The 14,528-nt window shown below is 73.3% G+C and carries 11 protein-coding genes; 5 read left to right on the top strand and 6 right to left on the bottom strand.

What is annotated here, in order from left to right; genetic code table 11:
- Positions 1-276: 276 nt before the first annotated feature.
- Positions 277-1,059, top strand: a complete 783-nt coding sequence (locus tag HDA31_RS09095; RefSeq protein ID WP_074478718.1) for a 3-hydroxybutyrate dehydrogenase — start codon at positions 277-279, stop codon at positions 1,057-1,059.
- Positions 1,060-1,073: 14 nt separating this feature from the next.
- Entirely contained in the window at positions 1,074-2,993 is a 1,920-nt protein-coding gene (locus HDA31_RS09090) for a helix-turn-helix domain-containing protein (RefSeq protein ID WP_178065597.1), read from the top strand.
- A 64-nt stretch (positions 2,994-3,057) separates the two neighbouring features.
- On the opposite strand, the gene HDA31_RS09085 is transcribed toward HDA31_RS09090, so the two are convergent.
- Both HDA31_RS09085 and HDA31_RS09080 read right to left on the bottom strand, forming a co-directional pair.
- Positions 3,058-3,666: a TetR/AcrR family transcriptional regulator gene (locus HDA31_RS09085; protein WP_178065598.1), complete on the bottom strand. Its 609-nt coding sequence runs from the start codon at positions 3,664-3,666 to the stop codon at positions 3,058-3,060.
- Positions 3,667-3,677: 11 nt separating this feature from the next.
- Positions 3,678-5,246: an MFS transporter gene (locus HDA31_RS09080; protein ID WP_178065599.1), complete on the bottom strand. Its 1,569-nt coding sequence runs from the start codon at positions 5,244-5,246 to the stop codon at positions 3,678-3,680.
- Positions 5,247-6,035: 789 nt separating this feature from the next.
- On the opposite strand from HDA31_RS09080, the gene HDA31_RS09075 reads away from it, so the two are divergent.
- Positions 6,036-6,638, top strand: coding sequence for a hypothetical protein (locus tag HDA31_RS09075; protein WP_178065600.1), 603 nt, complete (start codon positions 6,036-6,038; stop codon positions 6,636-6,638).
- 116 nt (positions 6,639-6,754) lie between these two features.
- Here HDA31_RS09075 and HDA31_RS09070 read toward each other — a convergent pair whose 3' ends face one another.
- The 4 genes from HDA31_RS09070 to dnaE all read right to left on the bottom strand — a co-directional run bounded on the left by HDA31_RS09070 (position 6,755) and on the right by dnaE (position 13,155).
- Positions 6,755-7,387 (bottom strand): transcriptional regulator, encoded by a 633-nt coding sequence (locus HDA31_RS09070; RefSeq protein WP_246383995.1) that lies wholly within the window; start codon positions 7,385-7,387, stop codon positions 6,755-6,757.
- Between the two features lie 193 nt (positions 7,388-7,580).
- Positions 7,581-8,618: an aminotransferase class V-fold PLP-dependent enzyme gene (locus HDA31_RS09065; protein ID WP_178065601.1), complete on the bottom strand. Its 1,038-nt coding sequence runs from the start codon at positions 8,616-8,618 to the stop codon at positions 7,581-7,583.
- Positions 8,619-8,691: 73 nt separating this feature from the next.
- Positions 8,692-9,615 (bottom strand): DUF2268 domain-containing putative Zn-dependent protease, encoded by a 924-nt coding sequence (locus HDA31_RS09060; RefSeq protein ID WP_246383996.1) that lies wholly within the window; start codon positions 9,613-9,615, stop codon positions 8,692-8,694.
- Between the two features lie 3 nt (positions 9,616-9,618).
- Positions 9,619-13,155, bottom strand: coding sequence for a DNA polymerase III subunit alpha (gene dnaE / locus HDA31_RS09055; RefSeq protein ID WP_178065602.1), 3,537 nt, complete (start codon positions 13,153-13,155; stop codon positions 9,619-9,621).
- Positions 13,156-13,603: 448 nt separating this feature from the next.
- Between dnaE and HDA31_RS09050 the strand changes: the two genes are divergently transcribed.
- Positions 13,604-13,756, top strand: a complete 153-nt coding sequence (locus HDA31_RS09050; RefSeq protein WP_178065603.1) for a hypothetical protein — start codon at positions 13,604-13,606, stop codon at positions 13,754-13,756.
- Between the two features lie 247 nt (positions 13,757-14,003).
- Positions 14,004-14,402 carry a hypothetical protein gene (locus HDA31_RS09045; RefSeq protein ID WP_178065604.1) on the top strand — a complete coding sequence of 133 codons (399 nt, stop codon included), beginning with the start codon at positions 14,004-14,006 and terminating at the stop codon, positions 14,400-14,402.
- Positions 14,403-14,528: the final 126 nt, after the last annotated feature.

Raw genomic sequence — 14,528 nt, 5'->3', positions numbered from 1 at the left:
CCTCCCCACCACGTCGGCAGTACGTGTGTTCGACACCCTACTGGGCGGCCCCGACAGCCGGCTGCGGGGACACGCCGCCGAAGAGCAGGGAGCAGCCCGCCGACAGGCCGGGGGTCGGGCCGGGGGCAGCCCGCCGACGGGCCGGGGGTCGGGCCGCCGACGGGCCGGGGGTCGGGCCGCCGACGGGCCGGGGGCGCGGCAGCACACAGCCGGGGCGTCGAGTATGTGTCCCGCCCCCATGTGCCCCCGGCCACCCAGCTCGTAGCTTTGTGCGCCATGACGGCAGAACCCGTGGCGGGCCCCCACGTCGTACACGTCGACCTGGCCGGCCGGACCGCGCTGGTGACCGGCGGTGGCGGCGGCATCGGCCGGGCCTGCGCCCTGCGGCTCGCGGCGGCCGGGGCCCACGTGCTGGTGCTCGACCGGGACGCGGGCGCGGCCGAGGAGGTCGCGGCGCTGGCCGGCGGCCGGGCCGTGCGGGTCGACCTGGCCGACCCGGCGGCGGTGGACCGGCTCGACGCCGACGTGGACATCGTGGTCAACAACGCCGGGCTGCAACACGTCGCGCCGGTGCCGGACTTCCCGCCCGAGCGCTTCGCGTACATCCACCGGGTGATGGTGGAGGCCCCGTTCCGGATCGTGCGCCGGGCGCTGCCCCACATGTACGCCCGGGGTTGGGGGCGGATCGTCAACATCTCCTCCGTGCACGGGCTGCGGGCCTCGCCGTACAAGTCGGCGTACGTGTCGGCGAAGCACGCCCTGGAGGGGCTGTCGAAGGTGGTCGCGCTGGAGGGAGCGGCGCACGGGGTCACCGCCAACTGCATCAACCCCGCGTACGTGCGCACCGCGCTGGTGCAGGGGCAGATCGCCGACCAGGCCGCCACCCACGGCATCGGCGAGGCCGAGGTGGTGGAGAAGATCATGCTGGCCCGGGCGGCGATCAAGCGGCTGATCGAGCCGGAGGAGGTCGCGGAGCTGCTGGCGTACCTGTGCGCGCCACCGGCCGCGTTCATCACCGGCGCGTCCATCGCCCTCGACGGGGGCTGGACGGCGAACTAGTGGCCTCGCGCACAATGTCGGTCATGTCGTCGCCGGTGGAGTTCCTGGAACTGCTCGCCCGGGAGGCCGCCGCGGTGGAGTTCGAGGGCCCGCTGGTGGCGGCCCGCGCGGCCGGCGCGCCCCCCGACCGGCTCGCCGAGCTGGAGCAGGCGAAGGTGGTCGCGCTGCGGGTCCGCGCGCTGCTGGAGCGCCGACGCCGCCGGGAGAGCGAGCTGTCCGGCCTGTACGACACCGCGAGCGACCTGGCCGGGCTGCGCGACCTCGACGCCGTGCTGCGGGCGATCGTGCACCGGGCCCGGCACCTGCTCGGCGCGGACGTGGCGTACATGACGCTCGACGACGACGAGCGCGGCGACACGTACATGCGGGTCACCGACGGGTCGATCTCGGCGCGGTTCCAGCGGCTGCGGCTGCCGATGGGCGCGGGCCTGGGCGGCCTGGTGGCCCAGTCCGGCACCCCGTACGTCACCGCGAACTACCCCGAGGACGAACGCTTCCACCACACCGGGGAGATCGACGCCGGGGTGGGCGAGGAGGGCCTCGTGGCGATCCTCGGCGTCCCGCTGCGGCTCGGCTCCACCTCGATCGGCGTGCTGTACGCGGCCAACCGCTCCGCCCGGCCGTTCGCCCGGGAGGAGGTGTCGCTGCTGGTGTCCCTCGCGGCGCACGCCGCGGTGGCGATCGACACGGCGCGGCTGCTGGCCGAGACCCGGGCCGCGCTGGCGGAGCTGTCGGCGGCCAACACCACCATCCGGGCGCACAGCAGCTCCGTCGAGCGGGCGGCCGCGGCGCACGACCGGATGACGGCGCTGGTGCTGCGCGGCGGCGGGGTCGAGGACGTGGCGTCCGCCGTCACCGACGTGCTCGGCGGGGCGCTGCTGGCGCTGGACGCCCACGGGCGGCGGCTGGCCCGGGTCGGCCGGATCGACGAGCCGGACCGGGCGGACCTGGTGGAGGCCGTGGCGGCGTCGCGGACCGAGGGGCGCAGCGTCCGCCGGGGCCCCTTCTGGTACGCCGCCGTGGTCGCCGGCACGGAGAACCTGGGCGCGCTGGTGCTGCGCCCCGACGGCGAGCTGGTCGACGCCGACCAGCGCATCCTGGAGCGGGCGGCGCTGGTGACCGCGCTGCTGCTGCTGTTCCGCCGCACCGTGGCCGAAGCCGAGGGGCGGGTGCGGGGCGAGCTGCTCGACGACCTGATCGCCCGGCCGCTGGCCGACACCGACGCCCTGCGCAGCCGGGCCCGCCGCCTCGGTGTCGACCTGGACGCCCCGCACGTGCTGGTGGCGGTCGGCGACGACGCGATCGCCGCGACGGGTTCCGCCCGGCAGCGGGTGCTCTCCTGGGCCACCACGTACGCCTCGACGCGCGGCGGCCTGGCCGCGGCGCGCGACGGCCGGGTGGTGCTGATGCTGCCCGGTCGGGACGCGGGCGGTGCGGCCCGCGCGGTGTCCCGGGACCTGTCCCGGGTGACCGGCCGGCCGGTGACCGCCGGGGCGAGCGGCCCGTCGACGGACCCGGCCTCGCTGGCGGCGATCTTCCAGGAGGCGGACCGCTGCCTGACGGCGCTCGGCGCGCTGGGCCGGACCGGGCAGGGGGCCAGCACCGCCGAGCTGGGCTTCGTCGGGCTGCTGCTGGGGACGGTCGGCGACCGGGGCGACGGGGACGTGGCCCGGTTCATCGCCGGCACGGTCGGGCCGGTGGTGGACTACGACGCCCGGCGGGGCACCGCGCTGGTGAAGACCCTGGAGGCGTACTTCGGGGTGGGTGGCAGCCTGGCCCGGGCGGCGGAGCTGCTGCACGTGCACGTCAACACGGTGACCCAGCGGCTGGAACGGGTCGGCCAGCTGCTCGGCCCCGACTGGCAGAAGCCCGGCCGGGCCCTGGAGGTGCAGCTCGCGCTGCGCCTGCACCGGCTCCGCGAGCCGTCGCCCTGACGGGTCCGGGGCGACGGCTCGCGGACCTGCGCGGGGCGACGGCTCGCCGACCGGCGCGGGTGCGTCAGCGGGCCCGGATGCCGTCCAGGATGCCGTCGACGATCCGGTCCGGGAGCAGGACGTCGTCCAGCTCGGGGTGCCAGCGCAGCAACCGCTGCATCAGCATCGGCCCGGTGAGCAGCGCCATCGCCATCTCGATGTCGAGGTCGGCCCGCAGCTCGCCGAGGCGCACCCCCCGGCGGATCACCTCGCGCATCAGCTGCCGCCGGGGCGCGATGATGTTCTGGTAGAGCCGGAAGTGGTCGGGGCTGCGGTTCACCTCCGGCACGAGGCAGGGCAAGATCTTCGCGGCGCGCGGGTCGATGTTCTGCCCGACCGCGCCGACCAGCAGCACCAGGTCGTCCCGCACGGAGTGGCCCGCCGGGTTCGGCAGCACGCCCTTGAGCCGACGCAGCGCGTCCAGCAGCAGCGCGTCCTTGCCCGGCCAGCGGCGGTAGATGGTGGCCTTGCCGACGCCGGCGCGGGCCGCGATCGCCTCGATGGAGAGCGCCTCGATCGTGCTGCCCTCGGCCAGCAGGTCGAGGGTGGCCTCCACGATCGCCTCGTCCGCGCGGCTGCTCCGCGGTCGCCCGGGCGACCGCGGAGCCTCGGCGGCGGAAGTCATGTCCGACATTCTTCCCGGACCTATGCTGTTCCGGCCAACTCGGGTTCGCTCGCCGCCGGCGCGCCGGCGACCCGGTCGAGGGCCCGGCCGGGCATCCAGCGCAGCACGACCACGAAGCCGAGCACGGCCACCGCCGCGGAGAGCGCCGCGGCCCAGTGCATCGCCGAGACGAAGGCGTCGTTGGCGGCCGTCACCAGGGTCGGCCCGCCCGGACCGAGCTGCCCGGCCGCCGCGTACGCGCCGGAGATCGACTCGCTCGCCGCCTCGTGGGCCCCCGCCGGCAGGCCGCGCAGGGCCGGGGCGACGTCGTCCCGGTAGACCGCGGACAGCACCGAGCCGAGCACGGCCACGCCGAGGGCGCCGGCGACCTGGCGCACGGTGTTGCTGACCGCGGACCCGACGCCGGCCTTCTCCCGGGGCAGCGCCGACATGATCGACTCGGTGGCCGGCGGCATGATGTTGGCCATGCCGATGCCCTGGAGGAGGAAGACCACCAGGACCACCCAGATCGGGGTGCCCGCGTCGATGAACGCGAACGCCGCGAGGGCCACGCTGGTCAGCGCCAGCCCGACCGCCGCGACGGCCCGGCCCCCGTACCGGCGGACCATCGCCGCGCTGCGCGGGGCGAAGACGAGCTGGGCGGCGGCGAAGGGCAGAAAGAGCAGGCCGGTCTGCAACGGGGTGTAGCCGCGGACCAGTTGCAGATAGAACGAGCTGAAGAACATGACGCCCATGGCGGCGAAGAAGACCAGCCCGACCAGCGCCACCGGGGCGGCGAAGCGGGGCACCCGGAACAGCCGGACGTCCAGCGACGGGTGGTCGCTGCGCAGCTCCAGCAGCACGAACCAGGTCAGCACGGCCAGGCCGCCGAGGATCGACACCCAGACCAGGGGCCGGCCGAAGCCGTGCTCGCCGCCGTCGATGATGCCGTAGGTCAGGGCCACCAGGCCCACCACCGACAGCAGCACGCCGAGAACGTCGACGCGCCCCGGGTCGGGGTCGCGGGACTCGGGCACCAGCAGGGCGACCAGGACCACCCCGACAGCGACCACCGGCACGTTGATCAGGAAGACCGAGCCCCACCAGTAGTGCTCCAGCAACGCGCCGCCGAGGATCGGGCCGATCGCCACGGCGAGGCCGACCGCGCCGGCCCACACGCCGATCGCCCGGCCGCGCTCCCGGGGGTCGAAGACGTTGGAGATGATCGACAGGGTCACCGGCATGATCGCCGCCCCGCCGATGCCCATCAGCGCGCGGGCGCCGATGAGCTGGGCCGGGCTCTGCGCGTACGCCGACAGCAGCGACGACAGCCCGAACAGCACCAGCCCGACCAGCAGGAAGCGCTTGCGCCCGGCGCGGTCGCCGAGCACGCCGAAGGTGAAGAGCAGACCCGCGAAGACCAGGGTGTACGAGTTGATCGCCCACTCCAGCTCGCCCTGGCTCGCCCCGAGGCCGTGCACCGGGTCGGCGAGGGTACGCAGGGCGACGTTGAGGATGGTGTTGTCGAGGACGACGACGAGGAGGCTGATCACCAGCACCCCGAGGATCGCCCACCGCCTCGGATGTCCGGAGTTCTCGTGCGGTTGCATGGGCCGTTCCTCTCCCCCGGTTCGCCCGTCCCGAAATACGATACGGGGCAGGATCGTAACTCTGACGAGGCTAGGCGAACCGTTTACGATACGGAACCGGATCGTATCGTTTGTGCCCCACGTCACGCGTCAACCTGAAGCCCGCCCCTGTTGATCGACTCCCTGTCGGCGACATGGCGGCATCAACGCGCCGGGATACCCCCACCTGCCCGACATCGCGCCACCCGACGGCCCGGTTGGGCGGTTCGTCCGACCCGGCGCCGTGGTGTGGGGCCGGCATGACTGGGTTGATCGACTTCATGTCGGGCAGGCGGGGGTATCCCGCGCCGTTGATACCGCCACCTGCCCGACATCCCGTCACCCCTCCACCGGAACGGGCGGGGTGACCGGCCGCACCCCCGGCCCGGAATCCCGGCCGGGCCGGGGTCGTTACACCTGACGGACGACCGCAGCAGCATCCCGGGTCCCCGGGATCCGGCAGGCCCCGGATCCCGCAGGCAGGCCCCCGGGTCGCGGCCAGGCTGGCGCACCCCTGTGCCGGACCGCGTCCCCCGTGCGGGGCCGCCTCCCGCCCGCCACCGGGCCGAGGCAGTGCCCCCGAGGCCCTTCCCCCGAGGTCATCTCCCCGGAATGCGGGCCGGTCGCCGGTCGTTACACCTGGACCCGGCGCCGCAAGGCAGCCGCCCCCTCCTTCTTCTTCCCCCCTGTTCGTTGTTCGGGCGCCTCGACGTGGTGCTCACACCCGCCCACCCCAGGGCTGGTGTCGACCCCCGGATTGGAGTCACCCCCATGAACACGACCATCCTGCGCAAGAGCGTCCTCGGCATCGCCGGACTCGCGTTCGCCGGTGGCCTCGCCGCCGGCCCCATCCACCACGCCACCACCACCGACACCGGCACCGGTGACGCCCGGCCCGTCGCCGCCGTACAGGCCGACAAGACCGTGGACAGCGGCAAGCTGATCCCCCACGGCGTGCAGGGCGCGCAGTCGCGCATCGACCTCGACGCCGAGCAGACCGCCAACGCCAAGGCCATCATCGCCGCCACCAAGAAGACCGGCCTGGACGAGCGGGCCGCCGTCATCTCGATCGGCACCGCCCTGCAGGAGTCGAAGCTGGAGAACCTGGGCCACCTCGGCGACCGCAACGACCACGACTCCCTCGGCCTGTTCCAGCAGCGCCCCTCCAGCGGCTGGGGCACCCCGGAGCAGATCACCGACCCCCAGTACGCCACCACCGCATTCCTCAAGGGCCTCCGACAGGTCGACGGCTGGCAGGACATGCCGCTGACCGACGCCGCCCAGACCGTCCAGGTCTCCGCCTACCCCGACGCCTACGCCCAGTGGGAACAGCAGGCCGCCGACCTCGTCACCCAGCACTGGAACAACAGCTGACCCAGCGAACGCACACACGCCGCCGGCCAGGCCCCCACCACGGGGGGCCCGGCCGGCGGCGTCCGCACCCCCGGGCAGCCGAGTGTTAGGAAGGGGCCCCTCCTATACAGAAAGCGTTAACAAGGGGCCCTTCCTTGCAGGCAGGTGGCGGTGGCTGCCGCCAGGGTCGTCAGGCGGGTCGACGGGGGCGGCAGCGGTTCGATCCAGCCCGGCCCGGCCGCGTGCACGCGTACGCCCGGGGTGTCGCGGCCGAAGCGGACCAGCCGGTACGCGCGGCCGGTGACCGGCGTCTGCGACCAGACCACGACGGTGTGCGGACGCGCCCGGCGCACGGCGGAGGCCAGCGCCGTCCAGGGCAGCGCGGGCCCGAGCAGCAGCGCGCCCCGCCCGCGCTCCCGCAGGGAGGCGGCGAGCGCGTGCAGGCCGAGGCAGTGGGTCTCGTGCTCGGCCCCGGCGAGCAGTACGCCGCCGGTGGGCAGTTGCCGGGCGGGCTCGCGACGGAACACGTCCAGGCCGATGCGCACGCCCTCGGAGAGGGCGTGTTCGGTGGCGACCTCGGCCGCCGTGTGGCCCCGCAGCGCGGCGAGCAGCGGAACGCAGACCTGCTGCCAGGACGCCAGCACCCCGTGGTCGGCGGCCAGCGCCAGCAGCAGGGCGGCGACCTCGTTGGCGTCGAGGTCCTCGGCGGCTGCGGAGAGGCGCTTGCGCGCGGTCTCGACGACCTCGGCCGGCATCGAGTCGGTCAGCACGACGTACCCCCGGGTAGACGGTCACTACCAGGGGTTCGTCCGGGCGGCGCGATTCGGATGCGGCGCGGGCGCGGGCGCCGCCGCCGCGACCGGCGCCGGCCCACGGCCGGCGTCAGCCGGCAGTCGGGCCGGGCCGGCGGCGCGTCAGCAGGTCAGCCGGCCCGCGGGCGAGCAGGCCGGCAGGGCAACCACGTCAGCCGGCCAGCGCGTCGAGGGCCAGGTCGACGTCGGCGTCGGTGGTGTAGAGGTGGAACGACGCCCGGATCCGGCCGGCACGCACCGCCGCCCGGATGCCCGCCCGTTCGAGCTTCTCCTGCGCGCCGGGCACCTCGACGGCGACGATCGCGCTGTCGCCGGGCGGGCGGCCCAGCCCGGCGAGGAACCGGTTGGCCAGCGCCACGTCGTGCTCGCGCACGGCCGGCAGGCCGATCTCGGCGAGCAGTTCCAGGGCGGGGGCGGTGCCGATCCAGCTGAACCACGCCGGGGACTGGTCGAACCGCCGGGCGTCTGCGGCCAGCCGCAGCGGCGGGCCGTAGAAGGCGGAGAACGGGTCCTCGGCCGCGTACCAGCCGGCGCCGTCGGGGCGCAGCCGCTCGCGCAGCGCCGGCGCCAGGTAGGCCAGGGCCGATCCGCGCGGCCCCATCAGCCACTTGTACGCCCCGACGGCGACCACGTCGGCCAGGCCGGCGTCGAACGGCAGCCAGCCGCACGCCTGGGTCGCGTCGACGACGACCAGCGCGTCGTGGGCCCGGGCGGCGGCGACGATCCGGTCGTAGTCGGCGACGGTGCCGTCGGCGGACTGCACCAGGCTGAACGCGACCAGGTCGGTGTCGGCGTCGATCGCGTCGACGAGGCCGTCGAGCGGGACGGTGCGCACCCGCACCCCCCGCTCGGCCTGGGCCAGCCAGGGGAAGAGGTTGGAGGTGAACTCCACCTCGGGGGCCACGACGGTGGCGCCGGCCGGCAGGGCCGCCGCGACGGGGGCGAGGAGGCCGGCGACGGTGCTGCCGACCGTCACGTCGGTGGGCGCCACGCCGACCAGCCCGGCGAAGGCCGCCCGGGACCGCCGGGTGGCGTCGTCCCAGCCCTCCCAGGAGGTACGCCCCGTCCGCCAGTCGGCCAGGGCCTCCTGCACCGCCGCCCAGGCCGGCTCGGGCGGCAGCCCGTAGCTGGCGGTGTTCAGCCAGCCGGGCTGCGGCTGCCACAGCTTGCGTGCCTGCTCCAACTCCATGCCACCGACGGTAGCGAGCCCAGGCCGCCGTCGTGAGCGCCAATCCGGCGACGGTGGCCGCTGCGGGGACCCGTCAGGCTGTGGCGGCGAGCGCGCCGAGGGCGCGGCGCAGTTTGGGCACGGCCCGGTCGAGATCCCATCGGGCGATCTCCGGAAGTGGGTGGGCCTGCCGCAGTTCACGGACCACCCGCAGGCCGACCAGGTAACCGCAGCGCTTTGGCAGGTCGCCGCCGTCGGGCAGGTTCCGCATGAGGAAGTATGGTGCGTGCCGGTCGAGGGTGGTGGCGTCGAGGTCGGCGATGATCCGGTCGAGGATCTCCGCCCACCGACTCCGGCATTCGGCGAGCCACGGCTCGTATCCGGGGCGGTGGAACCACAGGTACGCCTCGTCGGGAAGGCCCGCAACAGTCTCCGTGGTGACCTCGGTGGCCAACCCTTCGGCCAGCAGCGAGGCGGCGACGCCGTGATCCGGCCAGTCCCTGATGGTCGCAAGCCGGTCGTGGACGACGTGCGCGGCCTCGTGGTGCACCAGCAGCCGCTCCTCGGCGGGATTGTCGAGTTGCTCGACGGCGAGGAAGAGGGCGTACCGGCCGTCGAGGCGGTCCGCCCAGCCGTTCGCCCGGTGCAGGCCGACGAGCGTCACGCACTCGAGGGGATCGCGGTCGTCGGCCCAGCCCAGTGCCCCGGCCACCGCACAAACCGCATCGGGCAACTCGGCCCGCAGCCGGACAGCTCTACTCGACAGGTCGGCGCGGGTCTCGGTCAGCCGGTCCAGCGCCGCGGGCAGGTCGTCGCCGCCGGACCACTCCCCCGCCCGGTCGAGGGCGGCGGCGAAGACGTCCGGGTGCCGGTCGAGGTAGCGGGACCGCCACAGCTCGGACCGGCGAGCCGGGGAGGCGTCGTCGGCCGCGCGGGCGTACTCGAGGTAGGTCGGGACCAAGTCGCGGACCCGCACGGACGGGTTCCCGGCAGCGATGCCGGGTGGGGTGCCGGTCACGGGTCAGCTCACGTTGGCCGGGCCGAGGACGCTCTTGAGGTCACCCATCAGGGCGGTGGTGGCGGCGACCCGGAAGGGGCCGAGGCGCAGGGTGGTGGTCTTGCCGCCGTTGAGGAGCTTGACGTGGACCTCGGTGTCGCCGGGGTGCAGGACGAGGGTCTCCTTGAGGCGTTCGACCAGGGGCGGGGTGCAGCGGTGCACGGGGATGGTGAGGGTGACGGGCTTGCTGCCCGGGTTGCTGGTGACGTCGGGCAGTTGCATGTCCATCGCCATGATGCGGGGGGTGTCGTCGCGGCGGTCGACCCGGCCCTTGACCACGACGATGGCGTCCTCGGCGATGTACTGGCCGATCACCTCGTAGGTGTTGGGGAAGAACAGGGCCTCCACGCCGCCGGCCAGGTCCTCCAGGGTGGCCGACGCCCACGCCCGGCCCTGCTTGGTGACGCGGCGCTGCACGCCGGAGAGGATGCCGGCGAGGGTGACCACCGCGCCGTCGGGGACGGTGCCCTCCTCGGAGAGGGCGGCGATGGTGCAGTCGGCCGCCGCGCCGAGGACGTGTTCGAGGCCGAACAGGGGGTGGTCGGAGACGTAGAGCCCGAGCATCTCGCGTTCGAAGGCGAGCTTGTCGCGCTTGTCCCACTCGGCCTCGCCGATGGTCGGCATGACGGTGGTGTTGCCGCCGGCGGTCTCGGCGTCGCCGAAGCCGGCGCCGAACAGGTCGTACTGGCCGACGGCCTCCTTGCGCTTGACGTCGGCGTACGCGTCGATGGCGTCGGCGTGCACGGCGAGCAGCCCCTTGCGGCTGTGCTGCATGACGTCGAACGCGCCGGCCTTGATCAGCGATTCGATGGTCTTCTTGTTGCAGACCACCGCGTCGACCTTGGCCAGGAAGTCGTAGAAGTCGGCGTACTCGCCCTTCTCCTGGCGGCACCGCATGATCGAGGTCACCACGTTCGCCCCGACGTTGCGGATGGCCGCGAGGCCGAACCGGATGTCCTTGCCGACCGGGGTGAACGGCCCGGCGGAGGTGTTCACGTCGGGCGGGAGGACCTGGATGCCCATCCGCCGGCACTCCGACAGGTACAGCGCCATCTTGTCCTTGTCGTCGCCGACGGAGGTCAGCAGCGCCGCCATGTACTCGGCCGGGTAGTGCGCCTTCAGGTACGCCGTCCAGTACGACACCAGCCCGTACGCCGCCGAGTGCGCCTTGTTGAACGCGTACCCGGCGAACGGCACGAGGACGTCCCACACGGCCTGGATCGCCTCGTCGGAGTAGCCGCGCTCGCGGCAGCCGTCCCGGAACGGCACGAACTCCTTGTCGAGGATCTCCTTCTTCTTCTTGCCCATCGCCCGCCGCAGCAGGTCGGCCTGGCCCAGGGTGTAGCCGGCGAGGATCTGCGCGGCCCGCTGCACCTGCTCCTGGTAGACGATCAGGCCGTGGGTGGGGGCGAGGATCTCCCGCAGCGGCTCCTCCAGCTCCGGGTGGATCGGCGTGATCTCCTGGAGGCCGTTCTTGCGCAGCGCGTAGTTGGTGTGCGAGTCCACGCCCATCGGGCCCGGCCGGTACAGCGCGAGGACGGCGGAGATGTCCTCGAAGTTGTCCGGCTTCATCAGCCGCAGCAGCGACCGCATCGGCCCGCCGTCGAGCTGGAACACCCCGAGCGTGTCGCCGCGCGCCAGCAGCTCGTAGGCGGCCTTGTCGTCCAGGTCCAGGCCCAGCAGGTCCAGGTCCTTGCCGTGGTTGAGCTGGATGTTCTTAACCGCGTCGTCGATGATCGTGAGGTTGCGCAGGCCGAGGAAGTCCATCTTCAACAGCCCGAGCGACTCGCACGTCGGGTAGTCGAACTGGGTGATGATCACCCCGTCGGAGTCGCGCCGCATCAGCGGGATGTGCTCGATGATCGGCTCCGCCGACATGATCACCCCGGCGGCGTGCACGCCGGTCTGCCGGATCAGCCCCTCGATGCCCTTCGCCGTGTCGATGACCTTCTTCACGTCCGGGTCCGACTCGTACAGGCCCCGGATCTCCCCCGCCTCCGCGTAGCGCGGGTGCTTCGGGTCGAAGATGCCCGACAGCGGGATGTCCTTGCCCATCACCGCCGGCGGCATCGCCTTGGTGATCCGGTCCCCCACCGCGTACGGGTAGCCCAGCACCCGCGCCGAGTCCTTGATCGCGGCCTTCGCCTTGATCGTGCCGAAGGTGGCGATCTGCGCGACCTTGTCCTCGCCCCACTTGTCGGTGACGTACTTGATGACCTCACCGCGCCGACGCTCGTCGAAGTCGATGTCGACATCCGGCATCGAGACCCGCTCGGGGTTGAGGAACCGCTCGAAGATCAGCCCGTGCGGGATCGGGTCCAGGTCCGTGATCCCCAACGCGTACGCCACCAGGGAGCCGGCGGCCGAGCCACGGCCCGGGCCCACCGCGATGCCCTGGCTCTTGGCCCACTGGATGAAGTCGGCGACCACGAGGAAGTACGACGGGAAGCCCATCTGGATGATGACGCCCAGCTCGTACTCCGCCTGCACCACGTGGCCCTCGGGGACCCCGCCCGGGAACCGCCGGGCCAGGCCCCTGAACGTCTCCTTGCGGAACCACGACTCCTCCGTCTCCCCGTCGGGGATCGGGAACCGCGGCATCAGGTTGTGGAACTCGAACATCCCCGCCGGGTCGACCTTCTCCGCCACCAGCAGCGTGTTGCGGCAGCCCTGGAGCCACAGGTCGGAGGAGTCGACGGCGCGCATCTGGTCGGCGGACTTGATGAAGTAGCCGCCGCCCTCGAAGCGGAACCGGTTGGGGTCGGCGATGTTGCTGCCGGTCTGCACGCACAGCAGGACGTCGTGCGCCTCGGCCTGTGCCTCGTGCGTGTAGTGCGAGTCGTTGGTCACCACCGGCGGGATGCCGAGCTTCTTGCCGATCTCGGTGAGCCCGTCGCGGACCCGGCGCTCGATGGAGAGGCCGTGGTCCATCAGCTCCAGGAAGTAGTTGTCCTTGCCGAAGATGTCCTGGTACGCGGAGGCGACCTTGATCGCCTCGTCGAACTGGCCCAGCCGCAGCCGGGTCTGCACCGCGCCCGAGGGGCACCCGGTGGTGGCCATGATCCCCTCGGCGTGCTCGGCGATCAGCTCCATGTCCATCCGGGGCCACTTGACGTAGTGGCCCTCCATGGAGGCGCGCGAGTTGAGGGTGAACAGGTTGTGCAGCCCGGTCTTGTTCGCCGCCCACATCGTCATGTGGGTGATCGCGCCGTTACCGGAGACGTCGTCGCTCTTCTGCTCCGGCCGGCCCCACTTCACCCGCGCCTTGTGGTAGCGCGACTCCGGCGCCACGTACGCCTCGACGCCCAGGATCGGGGTGATCCCGGCGGCCATGGCCTGCTTGTAGAAGTCGTTCGCGCCGTGCATGTTGCCGTGGTCGGTCATCGCGACCGCCGGCATGCCGAGCCGGTTGGCCTCGGCGAAGAGGTCCTTCAGCCGGGCCGCACCGTCGAGCATCGAGTACTCGGTGTGCACGTGCAGATGCGCGAACGAATCGCCCATGCGTGGCGCCCCCCCGGGTCGGATCATGGGTTGTCGAGATCGGTCGGCCCACCCTATCGCCGACGGCTCGGCGACCTCCAGCAGCCGCGCGGGGCGGAACCGCCCGGGTGGCGGGGATCTCTCCGGCCGGGGCGACGACGGCGCGACCGGCCGGGCGGCCCGCGCCCCGCGGCCGGCGTCCCGAGCCGTGACCCACCCACCTTCCCGAACCTGGTTTCCGAATCGAACCCCGCAGACACCGAAGCGAACTGCATTGCGCGTACGCCCGCTCGGGGGGGCGCTCTTGATGCCCCGGGATTCGATGGCGGAATGCCATCTTGAGGGTGATCCCGGGCGCCTGCCGGATCATTTGTGCGCCGCCGTCGTCCCGATTGACGGCGGCATGGCAAAAGCGCCGTTTCCGCAACGGCTGGGAGCATTTCGAGCCGCCGCTGTTCCGTCACGGCCGGTGGAGGCGGCGTCCCGGGGCGCGCCGGCCCGGGGCGGCGACGTCGGCCGCCGGGGTCCCCGTCGGGTCGCCGCCACCCACGGCGACCGGGGACGGTCCCCGGCCACGCGGGCCGCCGACGACGCCCTGGGCACGAGGGCCGCCGGCGCGTGACCGCGTCCGGCCCACCCGGTCGTCGGTCCCGCCGATGGCCGCGCCACCGGGGACAAGACCTCGGGTCCAATCCGGCCCCGAGAGCTCGGAGCCCGGCCGATGAGTTGCGGCCCACGGATTCACCGCGCCGACGGGTGCGTGCGGAACCGCGCCCCGAGTCGCAAACCTGTGCCCGACCACACGCAGGGCGTATTCTTGCCCGCAGATGTGTGCACCAGGGCGGCGCTAGCAGGGGCGAGGACTCGTCATGACCAGGTCGACGGCCAATCGGCGGGCTAAGACGAAACAACGACGAGACCATCGCGTCGGCCCGCTACGTTTCAACGACGACGAGTTGCGGCTGGTCCAATTGGCGGCCGACAAAGCCGGTCTTTCAGTCGGGGCATACGTCACCGCCGCGGCGGTGAGAGCCGCCTGCGGGGACCTGCACCCGGGCCCTCCCGAAGGCGAACTGCGCACCGAGCTCCACGACATCCGCACCATCCTGGCCCTCCTGCGCTGGCGGCTGGACATGGCCGGCAGGGACAAGCAGGCCGAGCTGGTCAACGAGTTGCTGACCGAAGCCATCAACGCGACCCTGCACCAGCAGGCTGGCGCGCCTGCCGGGCACCCCGCGCCGCCGCCCGGCCGCCGCGACATCGGGTGACGCCCACCTTCGACCGCCACCGCGGGAACAGGCTTCGTCACTGTGCGTGCATGACCTCCGGCCCGGCGGTCGCCGGGCGCGCCGACCCCCACCGCCACGCCGAGGCGAATGCGCCCCGCGCCGACG

The sequence above is a fragment of the Micromonospora carbonacea genome (assembly GCF_014205165.1).
Lineage (GTDB): Bacteria > Actinomycetota > Actinomycetes > Mycobacteriales > Micromonosporaceae > Micromonospora > Micromonospora carbonacea.
Note: the sequence above shows the minus strand (reverse complement) of the source record. Positions and strands in the feature narration are given on the sequence as shown.

Bases quoted from the DNA above. Each gene is read 5' to 3' on its own strand.
- HDA31_RS09080 (WP_178065599.1), bottom strand. From the start codon at position 5,246: ATGCAACCGCACGAGAACTCCGGACATCCGAGGCGGTGGGCGATCCTC.
- dnaE (WP_178065602.1), bottom strand. From the start codon at position 13,155: ATGGGCGATTCGTTCGCGCATCTGCACGTGCACACCGAGTACTCGATG.
- HDA31_RS09095 (WP_074478718.1), top strand. From the start codon at position 277: ATGACGGCAGAACCCGTGGCGGGCCCCCACGTCGTACACGTCGACCTG.
- HDA31_RS09085 (WP_178065598.1), bottom strand. From the start codon at position 3,666: ATGTCGGACATGACTTCCGCCGCCGAGGCTCCGCGGTCGCCCGGGCGA.
- HDA31_RS09075 (WP_178065600.1), top strand. From the start codon at position 6,036: ATGAACACGACCATCCTGCGCAAGAGCGTCCTCGGCATCGCCGGACTC.
- HDA31_RS09090 (WP_178065597.1), top strand. From the start codon at position 1,074: ATGTCGGTCATGTCGTCGCCGGTGGAGTTCCTGGAACTGCTCGCCCGG.
- HDA31_RS09065 (WP_178065601.1), bottom strand. From the start codon at position 8,618: ATGGAGTTGGAGCAGGCACGCAAGCTGTGGCAGCCGCAGCCCGGCTGG.
- HDA31_RS09045 (WP_178065604.1), top strand. From the start codon at position 14,004: ATGACCAGGTCGACGGCCAATCGGCGGGCTAAGACGAAACAACGACGA.